Source organism: Rhabdaerophilum calidifontis (assembly GCF_008641065.1).
In the GTDB taxonomy this organism is placed as follows: domain Bacteria; phylum Pseudomonadota; class Alphaproteobacteria; order Rhizobiales; family Beijerinckiaceae; genus Rhabdaerophilum; species Rhabdaerophilum calidifontis.
In genome coordinates this window covers 18,098-38,901 of the sequence record NZ_VTRS01000004.1, presented here as the reverse complement: position 1 = coordinate 38,901, position 20,804 = coordinate 18,098, and the positions used below count along the sequence as shown (strand labels likewise).

Here is a 20,804-nt window from a genome sequence, read left to right as displayed (position 1 = left end):
GAGAGCCTATGAAAATTAAGGCGTTGTTCGGCGCGTCGGTTGCCGTTCTGGCTTTGACTGGCGTTGCCATGGCGCAGGCGGGCCGCGATCAGATCCGCATCGTCGGATCCTCGACGGTCTATCCGTTCACCACGGCCGTGGCGGAGCAGTTCGGCAAGTCGGGCGGCGGCAAAACCCCGGTTGTCGAGTCCACCGGCACCGGCGGCGGCATGAAGCTCTTCTGCGCCGGCGTCGGCCCGACGCATCCGGACCTGACCAATGCCTCGCGCCGCATGAAGATCGGCGAGTTCGAGGATTGCCAGAAGAACGGCGTCAAGGACATCATCGAGATCAATATCGGCATCGACGGCCTGACGATCGCCCAGTCGAAGGCCGGCCCGGCGATCAAGCTCACCCTCGCCCAGGTCTTCCTCGCGCTCGCCGAGCAGGTGCCGGGCCCTGACGGCAAGCTTATCCCCAATCCCTACAAGAACTGGTCGGACATCGACAAGTCGCTGCCGAACATCAAGATCGAGGTTCTCGGCCCGCCGCCGACCTCCGGCACGCGCGATTCGCTGCATGAGCTCTTCCTCGAGGTCGGCGCCGAGCAGATCCCGGCCATGAAGGAGCTGAAGAAGGCGGATCCGAAGGCGTTCGAGAAGGCCTGGAAGTCGATCCGCAAGGATGGCGCCTATGTCGAGGCCGGCGAGAACGACAACGTGATCGTGCAGAAGCTCGAGGCCAACAAGAACGCCTTCGGCGTTTTCGGCTTCTCCTTCCTTGAAGAGAACCTCTCCAAGCTCAAGGGCGTGGCGCTCGACGGCGTGGAGCCGGAATACGACAACATCGCGGCCGGCAAGTACAAGGGGTCGCGCCGCATGTATGTCTATGCCAAGAAGGCGCATATCGGCGTGATCCCCGGCATCGACAAGTTCATGGCCGAGTATGTCTCGGACAAGGCGATGTCGAAGGACGGCTATCTTGCCCGCAAGGGTCTCGTCGCGCTGCCGAAGGTGGAGGCCGAGAAGGTTGCCGCCAATGTCAAGGCGCAGACGCCGATGCAGGCTTCGGATCTGAAGTGATCCCGCATGCCGGTCCGGCTTGTCCGGGCCGGCTTTCCTCTGGGCGGGCGGATATCCATGCGGCCCGCGGCTGCGGCGACATCCGCGTGCTCAACGGCTCCGCTGGGGCATCATAGCGACAAGGAATGACCGATGGGGGCCTATTACGTCGCGCTGACGGCATTCCTCGTGCTTGCGGCTTTCTTCTACGCCCGTTCCCGTGCCGTTTCTGCCGTTGCGGCGAGCGGCGGGGGGGTAAGTTTTCACTCGCTGCCGGCCTATCATGGCCTCTATGCCGCGATGTGCGTGCTGATCCCGCTGCTGCTGATCTTCGTTGTCGGCTCGATCCTGACCGGCAAGCTCGCGGTCGATGCCGGGCTGGCCCATTTCCCGGCGGATGTCGCGGCGGATGCGCTCAAGCGCGGCGCCGCCCTGCGCGAGATCGAGAACGTCATATCCGGACACGGATCCGCTGCCGGCAATGACGCGCTTCAGCGTGCGGCCGACGCCTATACCTCCATGCGCGCCATCGGCGGCTGGACCATGCTGGTGCTCGGCATCGCCACGGCCATCGGCGGCATCGCCCATGCCACCGGGCGCATCCGCCCGGATTTCCGTGCGCGCAACAATTTCGAGCGCTTCACCCAGGTCGTTCTCGCGGCCTCCGCAACGATCGCGATCCTGACCACGATCGGCATCGTCTTCTCGGTTCTCTACGAGACGGGGCGGTTCTTCTTCGATCCCGCGCTCAAGGGCAAGCCGACCATCACGCAGTTCCTGTTCGGCCTCGAATGGAACCCGCAGGCGGCGCTGCGCGCCGACCAGGGCGACATCGCCACGGCCTTCGGCTTCGTGCCGCTGCTCACGGGCACCCTGCTCATCACGCTGATCGCCATCGCGGTCGCCGGCCCGCTGGGCCTGTTCTCGGCAATCTACCTCTCGGAATACGCGACCCCCCGCTTCCGCGCCTGGGCGAAGCCGATTCTCGAGATCCTGGCCGGTGTGCCTACCGTCGTGCTCGGCTTCTTCGCGGCCTTGACGGTCGCGCCGCTGATCCGCGGCTGGGGCGAAGCGCTCGGGCTGAACGTTGCGTCGGAGAGCGCCCTCGCCGCCGGCCTGGTGATGGGCATGATGATCATCCCCTTCGTCTCCTCGCTGTCGGACGACGTGATCAACGCCGTGCCGCAATCCCTGCGCGACGGCGCCTACGCGCTCGGCGCCACGAAATCGGAAACGATCAAGAAGGTCGTGCTGCCGGCGGCTCTGCCCGGCATCGTCTCGGCCTTCATGCTGGCGATCAGCCGCGCCATCGGCGAGACGATGATCGTCGTCATGGCGGCGGGGCTTGCCGCGAATCTGACCTTCAACCCGCTCGATGCGGTGACGACCATCACCGTCCAGATCAAGACGATCCTGGTCGGCGACCAGGAATTCGACAGTGCCAAGACGCTCGCGGCCTTCGCGCTCGGCTTCGTGCTGTTCTTCGTCACCCTGATGCTCAACTACATCGCGCTTCGCGTGGTCCAGAAGTACAGAGAGCAATATGACTGATCTCGCAGCGCCCCCCGCGACCTCGATCGCCACGCCCCCGCGGCGACTCTCCGCGCTCATGGACCAGAGCCGCATCCGGGCCCGCTACCGGTCCGAGGCGCGCTTCCGGAGCTACGGTCTGATCGCGCTCGGGCTCACCACGCTCTTCCTTGTCTTTCTGCTCGCGGACATCTTCCGCAACGGCGTGCCGGCTTTCTGGCAGCATCATGTCGTGCTGGAGGTGACGGTTCCGCGCGAGGCGGTGACGGTCGACGGCAAGGTCGACGCGCAATCGATCCGTGCCGCCGACTACTTCCCGATCACCCGCGACGCGCTCAAGGCGGCGATACCCGGCATCGAGAGCCGCTCGGGCGAGCGGACGCTGGTCCGGCTGCTCAGCACCGGCGCGGCCGACGAATTGCGCGCGCGCCTTGCGGCCGATCCGTCGTTGGTCGGAAAGCCCGTCAAGACCCGACTGCTCCTGTCTGACGATGCGGATCTCTACTTCAAGCAGCCGAGCGCCGACATTTCGGAGCGCGCCGCGCGCGGCATCGCCACGCCGAACGGCACCACAGGCACCGTGACGATCCTGTCCTCGGCGAATGATTTCGCGGATGACATCGTGCGGCTGAAGCAGGTTCTGACCGCGCGCCTGCGCGCCGTCGAGACGGAGCATGCCCGCCTCTCGCGCGCCGGCGGATCCGACTCGGTTCTGCAGCGACTGCGCGAACTTGATGAGGAGCGCAAGGAACTCGCCGCCCGCGTCTCGGCGCCCAAAGTGGCCGAGGATCTCAACGACAAGCTGCCGAGCCTGCTCGTTGCCATCAATGGCGGCCTGGTCAAGGTGACGAAGCTCGAGGATATCCGGATCGAGGGCGAGGTGCTCTTGCCGCTCGCCTCGACGGCCGATGCCGCGCCCGGATCGTGGAAGATCGTCACCTATGCGGTGCCGGCCTCAAACCGCAAGGTGAGCGATCAGGAGGTCGCGTTCCTTGAGCGCCTCAAGGCGGACGGCAAGGTCGAGAGCGCCTTCAACACCCGTTTCTTCACCGCCGGCGACAGCCGCGAGCCGGAACTGGCCGGCGTGCGCGGCGCGCTGATGGGCACCGCGCTGACGCTGCTCGTAACGTTGGCGCTGTGCCTGCCGATCGGGGTTCTCGCCGCGATCTATCTCGAGGAATTCGCACGCAAGAACTGGTTCACCGACATCATCGAGATCAACATCAACAATCTCGCGGCGGTGCCGTCGATCGTGTTCGGCCTGCTCGGCCTTGCGGTCTTCCTCAACTTCTTCGGCCTGCCTCGTTCGGCGCCGCTGGTCGGCGGCCTGGTTCTCGCGCTGCTCGTGCTGCCGACGATCATCATCGCCGCCCGCGCCGCGCTCAAGGCCGTGCCGCCCTCGATCAAGGAGGCCGCGCTCGGCGTCGGCGCCTCGCACCAGCAGGCGGTGTTCCATCATGTCCTGCCGCTTGCGATGCCCGGAATCATGACCGGCACCATCATCGGCATGGCGCATGCGCTCGGCGAGACCGCGCCGCTGCTGATGATCGGGATGATCGCCTTCATCGTCGACGTGCCGCAGAGCTTTACCCAGGCCGCGACGGTGCTGCCGGTGCAGATCTATCTCTGGTCGGACCTGCCGGAGCAGGCCTTCCAGGCCAAGACGGCGGCCGCTATCATCGTGCTGCTGATGTTCCTGTTTCTGATGAACGGCGCCGCCATCTGGCTGCGCAAGCGCTTCGAAAGGCGCTGGTGAGTGATGCAATCGGTCGAGAAGGGGCTGAGTATGGATATGGCCACGCAAAATGCGAGCCTCGCGCAACCGTTGGCACCCGCCGTCGCCGCGCCGTCGACGAAGGTCGTCGCCCGAGACGTCAACGTCTATTACGGCGAGAAACACGCGATCAAGAATGTCTCGATCGACATCCCGGACAATTCCGTGACGGCGTTCATCGGGCCGTCGGGCTGCGGCAAGTCGACCTTCCTGCGTTCGATCAACCGTATGAACGACACGATTCCGATCTGCCGCGTCAATGGCCGGATCGAACTCGAGGGCCAGGATATCTACGATCCCCGGCTCGATGTGGTGCAGCTGCACGCCCGCGTCGGCATGGTGTTCCAAAAGCCGAATCCGTTCCCGAAATCGATCTACGAGAATGTCGCCTACGGCCCGCGCATCCACGGCCTCGCGGCCTCGAAGACCGAGCTCGACGAAATCGTGCAGACGAGCCTCATCAAGGCCGGCCTGTTCAACGAGGTCAAGGATCGGCTGAACGATACCGGAACCGGGCTCTCGGGTGGCCAGCAACAGCGCCTCTGCATCGCCCGCGCCATCGCCGTCAGCCCCGACGTGATCCTGATGGACGAGCCGTGCTCGGCGCTTGATCCGATCGCCACCGCCAAGGTCGAGGAACTGATCGACGAGCTGCGCCAGAATTTCTGCATCATCATCGTCACCCATTCGATGCAGCAGGCGGCGCGCGTTTCGCAGCGCACGGCCTTCTTCCATCTCGGCGTGCTGGTGGAGGAGGGGGAGACCGCGCAGATCTTCACCAACCCTCAGGACAAGCGGACCCAGGATTACATCACCGGCCGCTTCGGCTGACCATCGCCGCCGGCCAGGAGCAGGAACAATGACCCAGCACACCGTTCGCGCCTATGACGAGGAGCTGGCGCTGCTCTCGTCAAAGATCAATCAGATGGGCGGCATCGCCGAGGCGATGCTCGTCGACGCCATCGACGCGCTGGTCCGCAACGACGTGCCGAAGGCGCGTCTGGTTGTCGATCGCGACGTCCAGATCGACCTCCTCCAGCAGGACATCGAGGAAATGGCGGTCTCGCTGATTGCGCGCCGCCAGCCGATGGCGATCGATCTCCGCCGCATCATGGGCTCGATCCGCATCGCCACCGATATCGAGCGGATCGGCGATCTCGTGAAGAATATCGGCAAGCGCACCAGCAGCGCCGAGGACCGCTTCACCGGCAACCGCTCGCTCGCGGGCATCCAGCACATGGCGCATCTGGTGCTCCAGCAGATCAAGACGGTGCTCGACGCCTTTGCGCAGAACAAGCCTGACCTCGCGCGTCATGTCTGGCTGCATGACGGCGATATCGACCAGCTCAACAATTCGCTGTTCCGCGAACTCCTCACCTACATGATGGAGGATCCGCGCTCGATCACGTTCTCGACGCATCTGCTCTTCATTGCCAAGAATATCGAGCGCGCAGGCGACCACGCGACCAATATTGCCGAGACGGTCTATTTCATCGAGACCGGGCAGCAGCTCTCGGGGCCGCGGCCGAAGGGGGACGCGAGCGCCCTGGCGTTCACGCCGTCCATGGAGTGAGCGCGCCGTGGCGCCGAAGATCCTGATTGTGGAGGACGAGGACGCGCTGGCGATCCTCCTCCGCTATAATCTCAGCGCGGAAGGCTATGATGTCGAACATGTCGCGCGTGGCGACGAAGCCGATCTGCGCCTGCGCGAGGCCGTGCCGGATCTCGTGGTGCTCGATTGGATGTTGCCGGCGCTTTCCGGCATCGAATTGTGCCGGCGGCTGCGCGCGCGCGAGGAAACCGCGCGCCTGCCGGTCATCATGCTCACGGCACGGGGCGAGGAAGCGGAGCGCATCCGCGGCCTGACCGTCGGCGCCGACGATTACGTCGTCAAGCCGTTCTCTGTGCCCGAGCTGGTGGCGCGGGTTCACGCACTGTTGCGGCGGACGAAGCCGGCCCATGTCGCGGACCGGCTGGCGCAGGGCGATATCGAACTCGACCGCGTGACGAAGCGCGTCCGGCGCGGCGAGCGCGAGTTGCATCTCGGGCCCACCGAGTTCCGGCTGCTGGAATTCCTGATGCAAAGCCCCGGCCGCGTCTTCGCGCGCGAACACCTGCTCGATGCCGTCTGGGGGCAGGATGTCTATGTGGACGAGCGCACTGTCGACGTGCATGTCGGGCGGCTGCGCAAGGTTCTCAACCGGCGCGGACAGGACGATCCGATCCGAACCGTGCGCGGAGCCGGCTATGCGTTCGACGAAACCTTCGGCCGCGCCAATTGATCGCTGGGCGATATAGGGCGTGACACGCCGCGCGGGCGCCCCTGTCGCGGCATTCAGCCCTGCCGGCGGCGATCATTCTGCGGCTGGTAGGCGATGCGGGCATGACCCTCGCAATAGGTCTTGCCGGGGCCGCAATCCGCGCCGCAATAGGCGAAATCGCCCTGGAGCGGGTCGCCGATCGGCCAGCGGCAGAGCCCCTCGCGCAATTCCATGATCGAGATGCGCCGCGCGATCGGGATCACGACATTCGTCCGCATCTGCGGCTGGGTCTCCGGCTCGATTTCGGCATCGACGACGACGGCCAGGTTGCCGCGCACCGCGATCGTGGTGGTGCGCTGGGGCGCCTTGACGAGCTTGCGTGGGCGGGCGATGGCCGCCGGCTTGGCCTTGGCGCGTCCGGAAAGGCCGAGCCGGTGAACCTTGCCGATCACCGCGTTGCGGGTCACGCCGCCAAGCTCGCCGGCGATCTGGCTGGCGCTCAACCCCTCGCTCCAGAGCTTTTTCAGAAGCTCGATGCGATTGTCGTCCCACGACATGACCATCTCCCTGACCTCTTCCGCCCGGCCGGATTCAGAATCCCTCGCCGATCCCGCGAAAACGCCGCGGGTGAATCCGGATGCCCGGTCGGAGAGATACGAAACCCGGAAGGTCCTCTGCGCCAGCCGCGCGCGGCAGCGACGCCTTGCCTCTGTCCAAAAACCTATCCGATCCCCTCGCCGAGGTTGAGAGTCCCGTTTGCCACACCGGGTCTTTTCAACAGCGTTTAATCGGACAAGTCCGCACGGAGGATTCATCGGCGCGAACTGTGGCAAGGGTGCGGAATATTGACTTTTTGATCGCCATGCGGGAAGAAAAACGAAATTGCCGCCCGGTTCGGGCGGCGTTCTTTTTTGCCGGCGAAGGCATCGGGAGGGGCGCTCCGCCCGCCGCTCCGCGCGGCCCGGCCGGCCCCGGATCGCCGGTTTCCGGCTGTTTTCCGACCATGGAGGATGATGATGGGCACGATGACGGAAGGCGAAACCGCTTCTTCTCCCGTGCGCATGCGTCGTCCGGCGGCGGAAAGCGCGATGATGCCGACCTATGCCCGCACCGATTTCGCCTTCGAGCGCGGCGAGGGCGCCTGGCTCTACACCGAGGACGGGCGCCGGTTCCTCGATTTCGCGGGTGGCATCGCCGTCAACGTGCTCGGGCATGCGCATCCGCATCTCGTCAAGGCGCTGACCGATCAGGCGCAGAAGCTCTGGCATGTCTCGAATCTCTACACGATTTCCGGTGGCGAGCGGCTTGCGCGCCGGCTTTGCGAGCTGACCTTCGCGGACCGGGTGTTCTTCACGAATTCCGGCGCCGAGGCGCTGGAATGCGCGATCAAGACCGCGCGGAAATACCATTCCGCCAATGGCCAGCCGGAGCGGTTCCGGATCATCACCTTCGAGGGCGCCTTCCATGGCCGCACGCTGGCGACGATCGCCGCCGGTGGGCAGAAGAAATATCTTGAGGGGTTCGGGCCCGCCATGCCGGGTTTCGACCAGGTTCCCTTCGGCGATCTCGACGCGGTCAAGGCCGCGATCGGCCCGGAGACCGGCGCGATCCTGATCGAGCCGGTGCAGGGCGAGGGCGGGATGCGCGCCGCGCCGCCCGGCTTCCTGCGCGCGCTGCGCGAACTCTGCGATGCGCACGGCCTGCTGCTGGTCCTCGACGAGGTGCAATGCGGCGTCGGCCGCACGGGCAAGCTCTTCGCGTATGAATGGGCGGGGATCGTGCCGGATATCATGGCCGTGGCCAAGGGGATCGGCGGCGGCTTCCCGATGGGGGCCTGCCTCGCCTCCGAGGCGGCGGCGAAGGGCATGACGATCGGCACCCATGGCTCGACCTATGGCGGCAACCCGCTGGCGATGGCGGTCGGCAACGCGGTGCTCGATATCGTCGCCGAGCCGGCCTTTCTCGAACAGGTCCGGGCGACGGCGCGCGATCTGCGCCAGCGCCTTGCCGAGCTGAAGGACCGCCACCCCGACGTCATCGAGGAGATCCGCGGCGAGGGCCTGCTCGTCGGCATCCGGACGCGGGTTGCGAACACCGATCTCGTCGCCGCCGGCCGCGAGGCCGGCATCCTCACGGTTGCGGCCGGCGATAATGTCGTCCGTCTGCTGCCGCCGCTCAATATCGGCGATGCCGAGATCCGCGAAGCCTATGCGCGGCTCGACGCGGCCTGCACGGCGCTGGCGCCCGCTGCGCGCAAGACGGCATGAGCCCCCAGGAAGAACGATCGGCCCGACAGATGACGAAGCCCATCTCCCTCCCCGGCGAGCGCCGGCATTTCCTCGATCTCGGCGATCTCGCGCCGGGCGAGATCCGCCACATCCTCGACGGGGCGCGCCGCATCAAGGCGCGCCGCCGCGCGCCGCTCGCGAGCGACCGGATCCTCGCCGGCAGGTCGATCGCGATGATCTTCGAGCAGCCTTCGCTGCGCACGCGCCTGTCCTTCGACATGGCGATCCGTGAACTCGGCGGCGAATCCGTGATGGTCACCGGCAAGGAGATCGAACTCGGCGAACGGGAATCGATCGCGGACACGGCGCGGGTGCTCTCGCGCTATGTCGACGGCATCATGATCCGCATCCTCGATCACCGGCAATTGATCGAGCTTGCCCGGCACGCCACCGTGCCGGTGCTCAACGGCCTGACCAAGACCTCGCATCCCTGCCAGGTGATGGCCGACCTGCTGACCTTCGAGGAACGCAAGGGCGCAATCTCCGGCCGCACCGTGTCCTGGGTCGGCGATTCCAACAATGTTCTGCGGTCCTGGATCGAGGCCTCGGCGAGGCTCGGCTTCACCATCCGCGTCGCGACGCCGGAGGAACTCCAGCCGCGCCCGGAACTCGTCGAATGGGCGCGCGCAAACAAGGCCGATCTCCAGCTGATGCGCGACCCGCAGGCCGCAGTCGCCGGCACGGATTGCGTCATCGCCGATGCCTGGGTTTCCATGGGCGACAAGGACGGTGCCCGCCGCCACAACCTGCTGAAGCCCTATCAGGTCAATGCTGCGCTGATGGCGGCGGCGGGGCCGCAGGCGATCTTCATGCATTGCCTGCCTGCCAAGCGCGGCGAGGAAGTGACGGACGAGGTGCTCGACGGGCCGCAATCGGTGGTGTTCGACGAGGCCGAGAACCGTCTGCATGCGCAGAAGGCGATCCTTGCCTGGGCCTATGGCCAGACCATCGCCTGAAATGGCGGGCGAACCGCTCCCGCTCGGCGCGGACGACATCGTCCTGCCGTTTCACGTCGCGCCGCTCGATACCCGCGGCCGGGCCATTCGCCTCGGGCGCGTGCTCGACAAAATCCTTGCCCGCCATTGCTATCCGCCGGCAGTCGAGCGGCTGCTCGCCGAGGCGATCGCCGTCACCGCGCTGATGGGGTCGTCGCTGAAATTCGACGGCCGCTTCCAGCTTCAGACGCGCTCCGACGGGCCGGTGGCGATGCTGGTCGTCGATTTCGCGACCCCGTCCGCGCTGCGGGCCTATGCGCGCTTCGATGCCGCGGGTGTCGCGGCCCTGGGGGCGGGGGCTGCGGCGCCGGCCCTGCTCGGCAGCGGCCATCTCGGCTTCACCATCGAACAGGGCGCGCTGCGGACGCGCTATCAGGGCATCGTCGCGCTGGAGGGGCAGGGAATCGAGGCGGCGGCGCTGCAATATTTCCGGCAATCCGAGCAGATCCCCACCGCCCTGCGCGTCGCCGTCGCCGAGCAGCAGCTTGCCGGCGGCGCCCGGCGCTGGCGCGTCGGCGGCGTCATGGCGCAGTTCCTGCCCGCCGCGCCCGAGCGGATGCGTCAGGCGGATTTCGACCCCGGCGACGCGCCGGAAGGCATGATCCGCCATGTCGTCGCCGAGGACGATGCCTGGGTGGAGGCCCGCGCGCTCGTGGAGACCACCGAGGATATCGAGCTTGTCGATCCCGCCCTGGGGCTCGACCGGCTGCTGATCCGGCTCTTCAACGAGCGCGGCGTGCGGGTCTTCGACCCCGTCGCGCTGCGCGACGAATGCCGCTGCTCCGAGGCCCGCATCCGCGAGACGCTCGCGAGCTTTCCGGAGGCCGATCTCGCCGCCATGCGCGAGACCGACGGGATGATCGGCGTCACATGCGAATTCTGCGGCCGTCAATACCGGATCGGCCTCTGAAGCCGCGGCGCCGGCCTCAATTGACGCTGCGCGGCTCGAACGGTGCGTCGAGCGAGAAGGCCGGGATCGAGACCTCGAAGCGGCGTCCGTCCGCTGCCACCATCTCGTAGGTGCCGACCATGATGCCGGTTCCGGTCCTGAGCGGGCAGCCGGAGGCGTAGCGATAGCGTTCGCCGGGCCGGATCACCGGCTGCTCGCCGACGACCCCGAGCCCGCGCACATGGCTCACCTGCCCGAGCCCGTCGGTGATCTCCCAATGGCGTGCGCGGAGCTGCACGGTGAGTTCGGAGAGATTGCGGATCTCGATCGTGTAGATCCAGAAATACTCGTCCTGATCGGGCCGCGAACGCTCTGCCGCGTATTCCGGCATGACGACGACCTCGATCCCTTCGGTGACGGCGCGATACATGCGCTTCTGTCTCCCGTTTCCTGCCCCGGGCACAGGATGGCGGCGGATCCGGCCGGCGTCAAATGCGCCGGCGCGCCCGATTGCGAAACCGGGGAAAACACGCCGCCGCGGCGTTGCCCTCGGCGCCCGCCTCGGCTAGCGAACGGAGATGAGCGAGGGAGTGGCGCCGTGAGCGCGGGCGCGGGGATCTTTTCCGATGCGATGATCGAGGCGCTGGCCGGTACCGGCGCGATCGCCGCGCCGCTGCCGCTTGTTCCGGGCCAGGTGCAGCCCGCGAGCCTCGACCTTCGCCTCGGCCGGCGCTGCTGGCGCATGCGCGCGAGTTTCCTGCCGGGCCAGAGCGGGGTGGTGGCGCGGCGGATCGAGGCGCTGTCGCTGCACGAGATCGACCTCACCGGCGGCGCCGTGCTCGAGACCGGCTGCGTCTATGTGGCGGAAGTGCTGGAATCGCTGGCGCTGCCGCCGGATGTCTCTGCCAGCGCCAATCCCAAGAGTTCGACTGGCCGGCTCGACGTGTTCACGCGCGTGATCGCCGACGGTACTGCCGCCTTCGACACGATTCCTGCGGGTTATGCCGGACCGGTTTTCGCCGAGATCTCGCCGCGCACCTTCCCCGTGCTCGTCCGCACCGGCAGCCGCCTGTCGCAGGTCCGGTTCCGCCGCGGCGTCTCGCGCATCGACGATGCGGCGCTGGCCGCGCTGCATGCCCGGTCGCGGCTTGTCGACCGCGACGACGCGCTGATCCAGGACGGGGTGGCGCTGTCGGTGGACCTTGCCGGCTTCGGTGCTTCGGGGCTTGTCGGTTATCGCGGCAAGCGCCATACCGGGCTTGTCGATGTCGATCGCGTCGGCGCCTATCCGGTCGCGGAATTCTGGGAGCCGATCCATCTCGCGGCGAGCCGCGACCTCGTGCTCGATCCCGGCGAATTCTATATCCTGGCCTCGAAGGAGGCCGTGCATGTGCCGCCGGACCACGCGGCCGAGATGGTGCCCTTCGACGCCATGATGGGCGAGTTCCGCGTCCATTATGCCGGGTTCTTCGATCCCGGTTTCGGCCACGCGGCCGCGGGCGGCTCCGGCGCGCGCGCGGTGCTGGAGGTCCGCTCGCGCGACGTGCCCTTCATCATCGGCGACGGGCAGGTCGTCGGCCGGCTGATCTACGAGCGGATGGCGGCACCGCCGCGCCGGCTCTACGGCGCCGATCTCGCCTCGAACTACCAGGCGCAGGGCCTGAAGCTCTCGAAGCATTTCAGGGATTGACGCGTTCCCGCGCGGCGTTGTCCTGGCCGGCGGGCTCCCGAGCGTCGAGCCGGACGCGGATCGCGCGCAATTCCGCAAGGATTGCCCTGGTCTCGGCCGGGTCGTGCAGCAGGTGTCGTGAATCGCCCGCCTTCTCGTCGTCGAGCGCCGAGACCACGACGCCGATGAACAGGTTCAGCATCATGAAGGCCGAGAGCAGGATGAAGATCACGAAATACCCGATGGCGTAAGGGTGCTTCTCCATCAGCGGCTTGACCACGCCGTTGGACCAATCGTCGAAGGTCATGACCTGGAACAGGGTGTAGGCGGTCTGGCCCAGCGAGCCGAACTGCTCCGGCGCATCCGCGCCGAACAGCTTGGTGCCCATCACCGCGAAAACGTAATAGATCAGCGACATCAGCAGCATGATCGAGCCCATGCCGGGGATCGCGCCGATCAGCCCGGCGACGACCCGCTTCAGCGAGGGCAGGGCGGTGATGAGCCGCAGCACGCGCAGCACGCGCAGCGCGCGCAGCACCGAGAGCGAGCCGGTGGCCGGCAGCAGCGCGATGGCGACCACCGCAGTGTCGAACAGGCTCCAGGGGTCGCGGAAGAAGGCGAGCCGCCGCACCGCCATGCGCGCGACAAGTTCGACGACGAAGACCGCGAGCAGGATGCGGTCGATCAGATGCAGCGTCGCGCCATGCTCGGCCATCAGCGATGCGCTCGTCTCCATCCCGAGCGTGATCGCATTCAGGATGATCAGCCCGAGAATGACCCGCTCGGTCTTCTCGCTTTCGACGACGCGCTTCAGGACTTCCATTCCGGCCTCCGGTTTCGACGCGCGCAATCTAGTGAGGCCGGCGGGGGACTTGCAAGGGCGGGCCAAGGCGCGCTATGTCCGGCATCGCGCGGGTATGATGTAATGGTAGCCTGTCAGCTTCCCAAGCTGAACGCGCGGGTTCGATTCCCGCTACCCGCTCCATTCCCGGCTTCGCGCACGCCGTTCGTCTGCCCCTCTCCTCATCCGGCACTCTTTTCGCTTTGGCCGGCCTCATCGGCTTCCTGCTGGATAATTGGGCACAGAAGAGTGGAAAACAGCCTATTTTTTGATCGCATGAGGTAATTATTCGCGCCCCATGCCTGTTTGTCGGGCGTTCGGGTGGGATTTCTGCTGTCTCTCTCTGGCACAACGCTTGCTGTCCTCTGGCGGGTCAAACACGCTCACAGGAGGGGCAAGTCACATGTCGCTTACTCGTCGTTCGTTGCTGGGAACCGCTCTCGGCGGTGCCGCTGCCATGTCCCTCGGGATCCGGTCGGGTTTCGCGCAGGCCGCCCCGATCAAGATCGGCATCCTGCATTCGCTCTCCGGCACCATGGCCATCTCCGAGACCACGCTCAAGGACGTGATGCTGATGCTCATCGAGCAGCAGAACGCTAAGGGCGGCGTTCTGGGCCGCAAGCTCGAACCGGTGGTCGTCGATCCCGCCTCCAACTGGCCGCTCTTCGCGGAAAAGGCGCGCGAACTCATCACGCAGCAGAAGGTCTCGGCCGTGTTCGGCTGCTGGACCTCGGTCAGCCGCAAATCGGTGCTGCCGGTGTTCAAGGAATTGAACAACATCCTTTTCTACCCGGTGCAATATGAGGGCGAGGAGAGCGAGCGCAACGTGTTCTACACCGGCGCTGCGCCGAACCAGCAGGCGATCCCCGCCGTGGATTATCTGATGTCGAAGGATGGCGGTGAGGCGAAGCGCTGGGTTCTGGCCGGCACCGACTACGTCTATCCCCGCACCACCAACAAGATCCTCGAGGCCTATCTGCTTGCCAAGGGCGTGGCCAAGGAGGATATCATGATCAATTACACGCCCTTCGGCCATTCCGATTGGCAGACGATCGTTTCCGATATCAAGAAGTTCGGCTCTGCCGGCAAGAAGACTGCCGTTGTCTCGACCATTAACGGCGATGCCAACGTGCCGTTCTACAAGGAGCTCGGCAATCAGGGTGTCAAGGCGACCGACATTCCGGTCGTGGCCTTCTCCGTCGGCGAGGAGGAACTGGCGGGCATCGATACCAAGCCGCTCGTCGGCCATCTCGCGGCCTGGAACTATTTCCAATCGGTCAAGAACCCCGCGAACGATGCCTTCATCAAGGCTTGGAAGGCGTTCAAGAAATCCGACAAGGCTGTCACCAATGATCCGATGGAGGCCCATTACATCGGCTTCAACATGTGGGTGAAGGCCGTGGAGAAGGCCGGCACGGTCGATGTCGACAAGGTGATCGACGCGCTGCCGGGCATCGAGGCGCCGAATCTGACCGGCGGGGTCTCGAAGATGCTGGCGAACCACCACATCACCAAGCCGGTCCTGATCGGCGAGGTGCGCGCCGATGGCCAGTTCGATGTCGTGTGGCAGACCAAGGATCTCGTGCCGGGCGACGCCTGGACCGACCATCTCGAAGGCTCGAAGGATCTCGAATCCGATTGGGTCGGCCTGAAATGCGGCAATTACAACACCAAGCTGAAGAAGTGCGGCTGATTAAGTCGGATTGATGCCGGCCTGGCCGCGGGGTGCGTCCCCACGGCCGGTCTTCCCCGGTTTCCCGCATGCTGGCCGCGCGGGAGGCCGCCTCGCTTTTCTCGAACCGGACCCGAAGAGATGCGCTTTTGCCGGCTTCTCGCGGCTCTTGCCGTTTTGCTCTGCGCAATGTTCCTGTCGCCCGCCCGCGCCGAGGGGGTCGATGCCGCGCTCGACCGCTTCCTTGCCGACAGCTTCGCCGAGACCGAAGCCGCGATCGGCGGCGTTGCGCAATCCGGCGCGCCGCAGGCTGTAGCGATCCTTCAGGCGCTCGGCGAGCGGCGGCTTTTCGCGCATCCGGCTTCGCGCGGGGTGTTCTGGCGCGACGCCGCCGGCACCGCCTTCGACGCCCGCACCGGTCTCCCGGCGGCCATGCCCGGCGATGCCGTTGTGATCCGCCTCAACAACCGGCTGCGCAATGTCGTGCAGGCCGCACTCGGCACCATGACCCTGCTCTCGCCCGATCCGGCGGTGCGGCTGCGGGCGGCGGAGAGCGTCTTCCGCTCGCGCGATCCGGCGGCGCGCGCGGCGATCGAGACCGCGATCGCCCGCGAGCCGCGCGGCGAGATCCGCCGCGTTCTGGAGGAGGCGCACGCCGCCATCATGCTTGCGGATACCGGCGTGCCGGAAAGCGTACGCATCGACGCCGTGCGCCGCCTCGCCGAGACTGGCGACACCGAGGCGCTCGGCCTGCTGCGGCAGATGCTGGGCCCGACCGCAGGGCCGCTCCGGGCCGCGATCACGCAAGGCATCGGCGCCATCGAGCAGCGCCAGCAATTCCGCGCTGCGGCGCAGACCGTCTGGTTCGGCGTTTCGCTGGGCTCGGTGCTGCTGCTCGCGGCGATCGGCCTCGCCATCACCTTCGGCGTCATGGGCGTGATCAACATGGCACATGGCGAGATGGTGATGATCGGCGCCTATGTCACCTTTCTCGTGCAGGAAGCCTTGCGGCAGAACGCGCCGCAGCATCTCGATTGGTCGCTGCCGATCGCGATCCCGCTCGCCTTCCTCGTGGCGGGCCTAGTCGGCGTGGCGATCGAGCGGGGCATCATCCGCTTCCTCTACGGCCGGCCGCTCGAAACCCTGCTCGCGACCTTCGGGGTGAGCCTCGTGCTCCAGCAGGCGATCCGCACCTGGTTCGGGCCGACCAACCGCGAGGTTTCCGCGCCATCCTACATGTCCGGCGCCTTCGAGTTCCTCGGGCTCCAGATCACCTATGGCCGGCTCTGGATCGTTGTGTTCACGCTTGTGGTGTTCCTCGGGCTGCTGATCGTTCTCAAGGCGACGCCGCTGGGGCTCCAGATGCGGGCGGTGACGCAGAACCGGCGCATGGCCGCGGCGATGGGCATCCGCACCCGCTTCGTCGACGCGATGACCTTCGGGCTTGGCTCCGGCATCGCCGGTATCGCCGGGGTGGCGCTGAGCCAGATCGACAATGTCAGCCCCAATCTCGGCCAGAGCTACATCATCGACAGCTTCATGGTCGTGGTGTTCGGCGGCGTCGGCAATCTGTGGGGCACCTTGGTCGCGGCCTTCACACTCGGCATCGCCAACAAGGTGATGGAACCTTTCGCCGGCGCGGTGCTGGGCAAGATCCTGATTCTCGTCCTTTTGATCCTTTTCATCCAGAAGCGGCCGCGCGGGCTCTTCGCGCTCAAGGGCCGGGCGGTGGAACAATGATCACGCTGCGTTTCGTGCGCTTTCTCGAAGGGCGGGGGCTGGTCTTCCTGGCGCTGGTTGCGGCGCTGGTCCTGCTTGTGCCGGTCTGCAACCTGCTGGTGCCGCCGGGCTCGCCCTTCCACGTTCCGACCGGGATGGTGGTGCTGCTCGGCAAGTATCTCTGCTACGCGATGCTGGCGATCGGCCTGGATCTCGTCTGGGGTTATTGCGGAATCCTCAGCCTCGGCCACGGTGCGTTTTTCGCGCTCGGAGGCTATGCGATGGGCATGTATCTGATGCGCCAGATCGGCACCCGCGGCGTCTATGGTCATCCGGTCCTGCCGGATTTCATGGTCTTCCTGAACTGGAAGGAACTGCCCTGGTTCTGGCACGGCTTCGACATGTTTCCCTATGCGCTGCTGATGGTGCTGCTGGTGCCGGGGCTGCTCGCCTTCGTGTTCGGTTGGCTGGCCTTCCGCTCGCGCGTCACGGGCGTCTATCTCTCGATCATCTCGCAGGCACTGACCTATGCGCTGCTTCTGGCCTTCTTCCGCAACGACATGGGGTTCGGCGGCAACAACGGCCTCACCGATTTCAAGGATATCCTCGGCTTTCCCGTGCAGGCGCAGGGCACGCGCGTCGCGCTGTTCGTGATCACCGGGCTCGCGCTGATCGGAACCTTTCTCCTCGCGCGGATGATCGTCACCTCGACCTATGGCAAGGTGCTCGTGGCGATCCGCGATGCCGAGAGCCGCACGCGCTTCATCGGCTACCGGGTGGAGTATTTCAAGCTCGTGGTGTTCACGCTTTCGGCGATGATCGCCGGGCTTGCCGGCGCGCTCTATGTGCCGCAGATCGGCATCATCAACCCGAGCGAGTTCCAGCCGACGAATTCGATCGAGGCGATCGTCTGGGTCGCGGTCGGCGGGCGTGGCACGCTGGTCGGGGCGGCTCTGGGCGCAGTGGTCGTCAATGCGCTGAAGACCGTTTTCACCACCGGCTTTCTCGCGCCCTACTGGCTTTTCGCGCTCGGCGGGCTGTTTATTCTGGTGACGATCGCCCTGCCGCGTGGCCTTGTCGGCCTTGCCGGCGATATTTTCGCCCGCTTCGGGGGCGCCGGTCGCGGGCCCACCCGGGCCGAGGCGGGGCAGACGCCATGAACCCGCCCTCCAGCCATGCCGTGACCGGCGCGATCCTCTACCTCGACGGCGTCTCGGTATCCTTCGACGGGTTCCGTGCGCTCAATTCGCTGTCCTTCACGCTGGAGCCGGGCGAGATGCGCGCCGTGATCGGCCCGAACGGTGCCGGCAAGACGACGATGATGGATGTCATCACCGGCAAGACGCGTCCGGATGACGGGGATGTCCTCTTTCGGCAGGGAACGATCGATCTGACGCGTCACGACGAAGCCGCGATCGCCGAGCTGGGCATCGGCCGCAAGTTCCAGAAGCCGACCGTGTTCGAGAGCCACAGCGTGGCAGACAACGTGCTGCTGGCGCTGAAGGGCCCGCGCGACCCGCTCTCGGCGCTGTTCGGCGCGCGCAACCGCATCCCGGCGGCGCGGATCGATGCGGTGCTGGAGCGTGTGCGCCTGCAGGAGCATCGCCGCCGGCTCGCGGGCGAGCTGAGCCACGGCCAGAAGCAATGGCTCGAGATCGCGATGCTGCTCGCGCAGGATCCGAGTCTGCTCCTCGTCGACGAGCCTGTCGCCGGCATGACCGATGCGGAAACCGAGGCCACCGCCGAATTGCTCAAGGACATCAACCGCGACCATTCGGTGATCGTGGTCGAGCACGATATGGGTTTCGTCCGCGCGCTTGGCTGCAGGGTGATGTGCCTGCACGAGGGCGCGGTGCTCGCCGAAGGGAGTATCGACGCTGTCGCCAGCAATCCACGCGTGATCGAAGTCTATCTGGGGCGGTGACATGCTGAGCGTCGAGGCGGTCGATCTTCATTATGGTGCGGCGCAGGCGCTCCGGCGTGTTTCGCTGACGGCGCTGCCGGGCGAGGTGACCTGCGTGCTGGGGCGCAACGGCGTCGGCAAGACCTCGTTGATGCGTGCAATCGTCGGCCAGCATCCGGTCTCCGGCGGCCGGATCATGCTGGAAGGCGTCGATCTCGCCGGCATGCGCCCGGAGGACCGCACCCGGTGCGGCATTGCCTTCGTGCCGCAGGGGCGCGAGATCTTCCCGCTTCTCACGGTGCGGGAAAACCTCGAAACCGGCTTCGCGCCACTCCGGCGCACCGAGCGCTTCGTGCCCGAGGAATTGTTCGACCTGTTTCCGGTCCTCAAATCCATGCTTGGCCGGCGTGGCGGCGATCTTTCCGGCGGCCAGCAGCAGCAGCTCGCCCTCGCCCGTGCGCTGGTGACGCGCCCGAAGGTCCTGGTGCTCGACGAGCCGACCGAGGGGATCCAGCCTTCCATCATCAAGGATATCGGCCGCACGATCGGCTATCTCCGCCAGAGGGGCGACATGGCGATCGTGCTCGTCGAACAATATCTCGATTTCGCCAAGGAACTCGCCGATCGCTGGCATGTGATGGATCGCGGCGAGATCACCCTTGCCGGCGACCGCGCGAGCTTCGACGAGGGCGAGATCCGCCGTCGTGTGAGCGTCTGAGTCCGATCTCTCGCGGCGCCGAGACGCTGTCATCAAAATGCAATGGCGGCTTCGCCGATCCGTCATCGAGCCTCGCTAGGACGAAGAGCCTTTCAGGGAGGCTCGCGCGGCGCCGCCCATGCGGCTGCGTGCGGTAACCAGCAGGGGATTCCGATGCAGATCCGGCCTTTCGCCGCGGCTTTTCTCGCGGCTTCGACGTTCCTCGGCGGCCATGCCGCGCAGGCGCAGGAGCGCCAGAAATTCGAGTTCTGGTACGGGCTCACCGGCCGGCTCGGCGAGATCATGGAAGAGCATTGCAAGCGCTTCAACGAGAGCCAGACCAAGTACGAGGCCAAGTGCGTCGGCCAGGGCGGCTACGACAAGGCCGAGCAGAACACGATCGCGGCGTTCCGCTCCAAGCAGCATCCGACGCTGGTGCAGATCTATGATGCGGGCACGGTGAACTTCATGCTCTCCGGCGCGACCTACAACGCGCCTCAGCTGGCCAAGGACTTCAACATGAAGATCGATTGGTCGGCCTATTTCCCGGGGATCGCCAATTATTACGCGACGTCCAAGGGCGAGATGTGGTCCTTCCCCTACAATTCGTCTTCCGCGCTGCTCTACTGGAACAAGGACGCCTGGGCGAAGATCGGCAAGTCTAAGGCGCCGGAAACCGTCGAGGAATGGTTCGACGACCTCCGCGCGATGAAGAAGGCCGGCGTCGAATGCGGTTTCGCCTTTGATTACGATACCTGGATGCCGCTCGAGCAGTTCTCGGCGATCCACAATATCCCGATCGCCACCAAGAACAACGGCTATGATGGCCTCGATGCCGAGATGGTCTTCAACAAGACCAAGTTTGCCGACTACATGAAGGATTGGAAGAAGCTCCTCGACGAGGGCGTCGCCCGGATCCAGACCGCGCAGACCGGCAAGACCATCCTCCAGGCCTTCACCGACGGCACCTGCGCCTCGATGCTGAGCTCGGTCGCCAATCACGGCGTCGTCGGCTCGACCGCCAAGGCCGACCTCAAATGGGGCGTGGCCAAGTTGCCCGTCTACAAGGACTTCAAGCGCCACAACAGCCTGGTCGGCGGCGCCTCGCTCTGGGTGCTCCAGGGCAAGTCGAAGGGCGAATACGAGGCGGCGGCGGCCTATATCCAGTTCCTGCTCCAGCCGAAGGAAGAGCAGTGGTTCGCGGACGTGACCGGCTACATCCCCGTCACCAAGACCGGCTTCAAGGCGATGGTCGATGGCGGCTTCTACGCCGATCCGAAGCGCGCCGGCCGCGAACTGGCGATCGAATCGCTGACCTTCACGCCCCCGACCGCGGTGTCCCGCGGCATCCGCCTCGGCAATTTCACGCAGATCCGCGCCGAGATCCGCGCCGAGCTCGAAGCCGCCTTCACCGGCAAGAAGGATATGCAGGCGGCGCTCGACGAGGCGGTCGCCCGCTCGAACCAGATCCTCCGCCGCTTCGAGCAGACCTTCAAGGGCAAGCAGCTCCCCTGATCATCCAGGCA

19 protein-coding genes and 1 tRNA gene are annotated in these 20,804 nt (G+C 66.0%); 17 read left to right on the top strand and 3 right to left on the bottom strand.

Translation table 11 applies throughout. The features are described 5' to 3' along the window. Positions 1-68 precede the first annotated feature (68 nt). The 6 genes from FWJ24_RS08350 to phoB all read left to right on the top strand — a co-directional run bounded on the left by FWJ24_RS08350 (position 69) and on the right by phoB (position 6,626). On the top strand, positions 69-1,061 hold the full coding sequence (locus tag FWJ24_RS08350) for a PstS family phosphate ABC transporter substrate-binding protein (RefSeq protein WP_246155617.1): 993 nt from the start codon (positions 69-71) through the stop codon (positions 1,059-1,061). 132 nt (positions 1,062-1,193) lie between these two features. Further along, on the top strand, positions 1,194-2,591 hold the full coding sequence (pstC, locus tag FWJ24_RS08345; RefSeq protein WP_150287362.1) for a phosphate ABC transporter permease subunit PstC: 1,398 nt from the start codon (positions 1,194-1,196) through the stop codon (positions 2,589-2,591). Continuing rightward, positions 2,584-4,326 carry a phosphate ABC transporter permease PstA gene (pstA, locus tag FWJ24_RS14960; RefSeq protein ID WP_150287361.1) on the top strand — a complete coding sequence of 581 codons (1,743 nt, stop codon included), beginning with the start codon at positions 2,584-2,586 and terminating at the stop codon, positions 4,324-4,326. The genes pstC and pstA overlap by 8 nt, the downstream gene beginning before the upstream one ends. Positions 4,327-4,362: 36 nt before the next feature. Beyond that, positions 4,363-5,175, top strand: a complete 813-nt coding sequence (gene pstB / locus FWJ24_RS08335) for a phosphate ABC transporter ATP-binding protein PstB (RefSeq protein ID WP_246155616.1) — start codon at positions 4,363-4,365, stop codon at positions 5,173-5,175. A 28-nt stretch (positions 5,176-5,203) separates the two neighbouring features. Continuing rightward, the gene (gene phoU, locus FWJ24_RS08330) at positions 5,204-5,917 is read left to right on the top strand and encodes a phosphate signaling complex protein PhoU (RefSeq protein WP_150287359.1); all 714 of its coding nucleotides are present in this window, start codon (positions 5,204-5,206) and stop codon (positions 5,915-5,917) included. 7 nt (positions 5,918-5,924) lie between these two features. Beyond that, positions 5,925-6,626 (top strand): phosphate regulon transcriptional regulator PhoB, encoded by a 702-nt coding sequence (gene phoB, locus FWJ24_RS08325; protein ID WP_150287358.1) that lies wholly within the window; start codon positions 5,925-5,927, stop codon positions 6,624-6,626. A 53-nt stretch (positions 6,627-6,679) separates the two neighbouring features. Here phoB and FWJ24_RS08320 read toward each other — a convergent pair whose 3' ends face one another. Then, complete coding sequence (locus FWJ24_RS08320; protein WP_150287357.1) at positions 6,680-7,162, bottom strand: GcrA family cell cycle regulator; 483 nt, start codon at positions 7,160-7,162, stop codon at positions 6,680-6,682. Positions 7,163-7,693: 531 nt separating this feature from the next. Here FWJ24_RS08320 and FWJ24_RS08315 point away from each other — a divergent pair. The 3 genes from FWJ24_RS08315 to FWJ24_RS08305 are packed head-to-tail and all read left to right on the top strand — an operon-like array spanning position 7,694 to position 10,798. Further along, positions 7,694-8,872, top strand: a complete 1,179-nt coding sequence (locus FWJ24_RS08315; RefSeq protein ID WP_342788603.1) for an aspartate aminotransferase family protein — start codon at positions 7,694-7,696, stop codon at positions 8,870-8,872. Between the two features lie 29 nt (positions 8,873-8,901). After that, complete coding sequence (gene argF / locus FWJ24_RS08310) at positions 8,902-9,849, top strand: ornithine carbamoyltransferase (RefSeq protein ID WP_150287356.1); 948 nt, start codon at positions 8,902-8,904, stop codon at positions 9,847-9,849. 1 nt (position 9,850) lies between these two features. Further along, positions 9,851-10,798: an Hsp33 family molecular chaperone gene (locus FWJ24_RS08305; RefSeq protein WP_150287355.1), complete on the top strand. Its 948-nt coding sequence runs from the start codon at positions 9,851-9,853 to the stop codon at positions 10,796-10,798. Between the two features lie 16 nt (positions 10,799-10,814). Here the strand turns inward: FWJ24_RS08305 and apaG are convergent, their stop codons facing one another. After that, positions 10,815-11,207: a Co2+/Mg2+ efflux protein ApaG gene (gene apaG / locus FWJ24_RS08300; RefSeq protein WP_150287354.1), complete on the bottom strand. Its 393-nt coding sequence runs from the start codon at positions 11,205-11,207 to the stop codon at positions 10,815-10,817. A gap of 168 nt (positions 11,208-11,375) precedes the next feature. On the opposite strand from apaG, the gene FWJ24_RS08295 reads away from it, so the two are divergent. Beyond that, positions 11,376-12,467: a 2'-deoxycytidine 5'-triphosphate deaminase gene (locus FWJ24_RS08295; RefSeq protein ID WP_425468913.1), complete on the top strand. Its 1,092-nt coding sequence runs from the start codon at positions 11,376-11,378 to the stop codon at positions 12,465-12,467. Here the strand turns inward: FWJ24_RS08295 and FWJ24_RS08290 are convergent. After that, entirely contained in the window at positions 12,457-13,269 is an 813-nt protein-coding gene (locus tag FWJ24_RS08290; RefSeq protein ID WP_150287352.1) for an ion transporter, read from the bottom strand. The two genes, FWJ24_RS08295 and FWJ24_RS08290, sit on opposite strands and share 11 nt — an antisense overlap. An 88-nt stretch (positions 13,270-13,357) precedes the next feature. Between FWJ24_RS08290 and FWJ24_RS08285 the strand changes: the two genes are divergently transcribed. From FWJ24_RS08285 to FWJ24_RS08255, 7 genes are all read left to right on the top strand, one after another. Further along, positions 13,358-13,431 (top strand) — tRNA-Gly (locus FWJ24_RS08285). Positions 13,432-13,744: 313 nt separating this feature from the next. After that, on the top strand, positions 13,745-14,980 hold the full coding sequence (urtA, locus tag FWJ24_RS08280; protein ID WP_246155615.1) for an urea ABC transporter substrate-binding protein: 1,236 nt from the start codon (positions 13,745-13,747) through the stop codon (positions 14,978-14,980). Positions 14,981-15,148: 168 nt separating this feature from the next. Continuing rightward, a complete protein-coding gene (gene urtB, locus FWJ24_RS08275) occupies positions 15,149-16,699 on the top strand; it encodes an urea ABC transporter permease subunit UrtB (RefSeq protein WP_246155614.1) in 1,551 nt (516 codons plus the stop codon). Next, positions 16,696-17,838 (top strand): urea ABC transporter permease subunit UrtC, encoded by a 1,143-nt coding sequence (gene urtC / locus FWJ24_RS08270; protein ID WP_150287349.1) that lies wholly within the window; start codon positions 16,696-16,698, stop codon positions 17,836-17,838. The genes urtB and urtC overlap by 4 nt, the downstream gene beginning before the upstream one ends. Continuing rightward, a complete protein-coding gene (gene urtD / locus FWJ24_RS08265) occupies positions 17,835-18,602 on the top strand; it encodes an urea ABC transporter ATP-binding protein UrtD (protein ID WP_150287348.1) in 768 nt (255 codons plus the stop codon). Before urtC ends, urtD begins: the two co-directional genes overlap by 4 nt. Before the next feature lies 1 nt (position 18,603). Beyond that, positions 18,604-19,299, top strand: a complete 696-nt coding sequence (urtE, locus tag FWJ24_RS08260; RefSeq protein WP_150287347.1) for an urea ABC transporter ATP-binding subunit UrtE — start codon at positions 18,604-18,606, stop codon at positions 19,297-19,299. 153 nt (positions 19,300-19,452) lie between these two features. Further along, positions 19,453-20,793, top strand: coding sequence for an extracellular solute-binding protein (locus FWJ24_RS08255; protein ID WP_150287346.1), 1,341 nt, complete (start codon positions 19,453-19,455; stop codon positions 20,791-20,793). Positions 20,794-20,804 lie beyond the last annotated feature (11 nt).

Bases quoted from the DNA above. Each gene is read 5' to 3' on its own strand.
- FWJ24_RS08350 (WP_246155617.1), top strand. From the start codon at position 69: ATGGCGCAGGCGGGCCGCGATCAGATCCGCATCGTCGGATCCTCGACG.
- pstC (WP_150287362.1), top strand. From the start codon at position 1,194: ATGGGGGCCTATTACGTCGCGCTGACGGCATTCCTCGTGCTTGCGGCT.
- pstA (WP_150287361.1), top strand. From the start codon at position 2,584: ATGACTGATCTCGCAGCGCCCCCCGCGACCTCGATCGCCACGCCCCCG.
- pstB (WP_246155616.1), top strand. From the start codon at position 4,363: ATGGCCACGCAAAATGCGAGCCTCGCGCAACCGTTGGCACCCGCCGTC.
- phoU (WP_150287359.1), top strand. From the start codon at position 5,204: ATGACCCAGCACACCGTTCGCGCCTATGACGAGGAGCTGGCGCTGCTC.
- FWJ24_RS08320 (WP_150287357.1), bottom strand. From the start codon at position 7,162: ATGTCGTGGGACGACAATCGCATCGAGCTTCTGAAAAAGCTCTGGAGC.
- FWJ24_RS08315 (WP_342788603.1), top strand. From the start codon at position 7,694: ATGATGCCGACCTATGCCCGCACCGATTTCGCCTTCGAGCGCGGCGAG.
- argF (WP_150287356.1), top strand. From the start codon at position 8,902: ATGACGAAGCCCATCTCCCTCCCCGGCGAGCGCCGGCATTTCCTCGAT.
- FWJ24_RS08305 (WP_150287355.1), top strand. From the start codon at position 9,851: ATGGCGGGCGAACCGCTCCCGCTCGGCGCGGACGACATCGTCCTGCCG.
- apaG (WP_150287354.1), bottom strand. From the start codon at position 11,207: ATGTATCGCGCCGTCACCGAAGGGATCGAGGTCGTCGTCATGCCGGAA.
- FWJ24_RS08290 (WP_150287352.1), bottom strand. From the start codon at position 13,269: ATGGAAGTCCTGAAGCGCGTCGTCGAAAGCGAGAAGACCGAGCGGGTC.
- urtA (WP_246155615.1), top strand. From the start codon at position 13,745: ATGTCCCTCGGGATCCGGTCGGGTTTCGCGCAGGCCGCCCCGATCAAG.
- urtB (WP_246155614.1), top strand. From the start codon at position 15,149: ATGTTCCTGTCGCCCGCCCGCGCCGAGGGGGTCGATGCCGCGCTCGAC.
- urtC (WP_150287349.1), top strand. From the start codon at position 16,696: ATGATCACGCTGCGTTTCGTGCGCTTTCTCGAAGGGCGGGGGCTGGTC.
- urtD (WP_150287348.1), top strand. From the start codon at position 17,835: ATGAACCCGCCCTCCAGCCATGCCGTGACCGGCGCGATCCTCTACCTC.
- urtE (WP_150287347.1), top strand. From the start codon at position 18,604: ATGCTGAGCGTCGAGGCGGTCGATCTTCATTATGGTGCGGCGCAGGCG.
- FWJ24_RS08255 (WP_150287346.1), top strand. From the start codon at position 19,453: ATGCAGATCCGGCCTTTCGCCGCGGCTTTTCTCGCGGCTTCGACGTTC.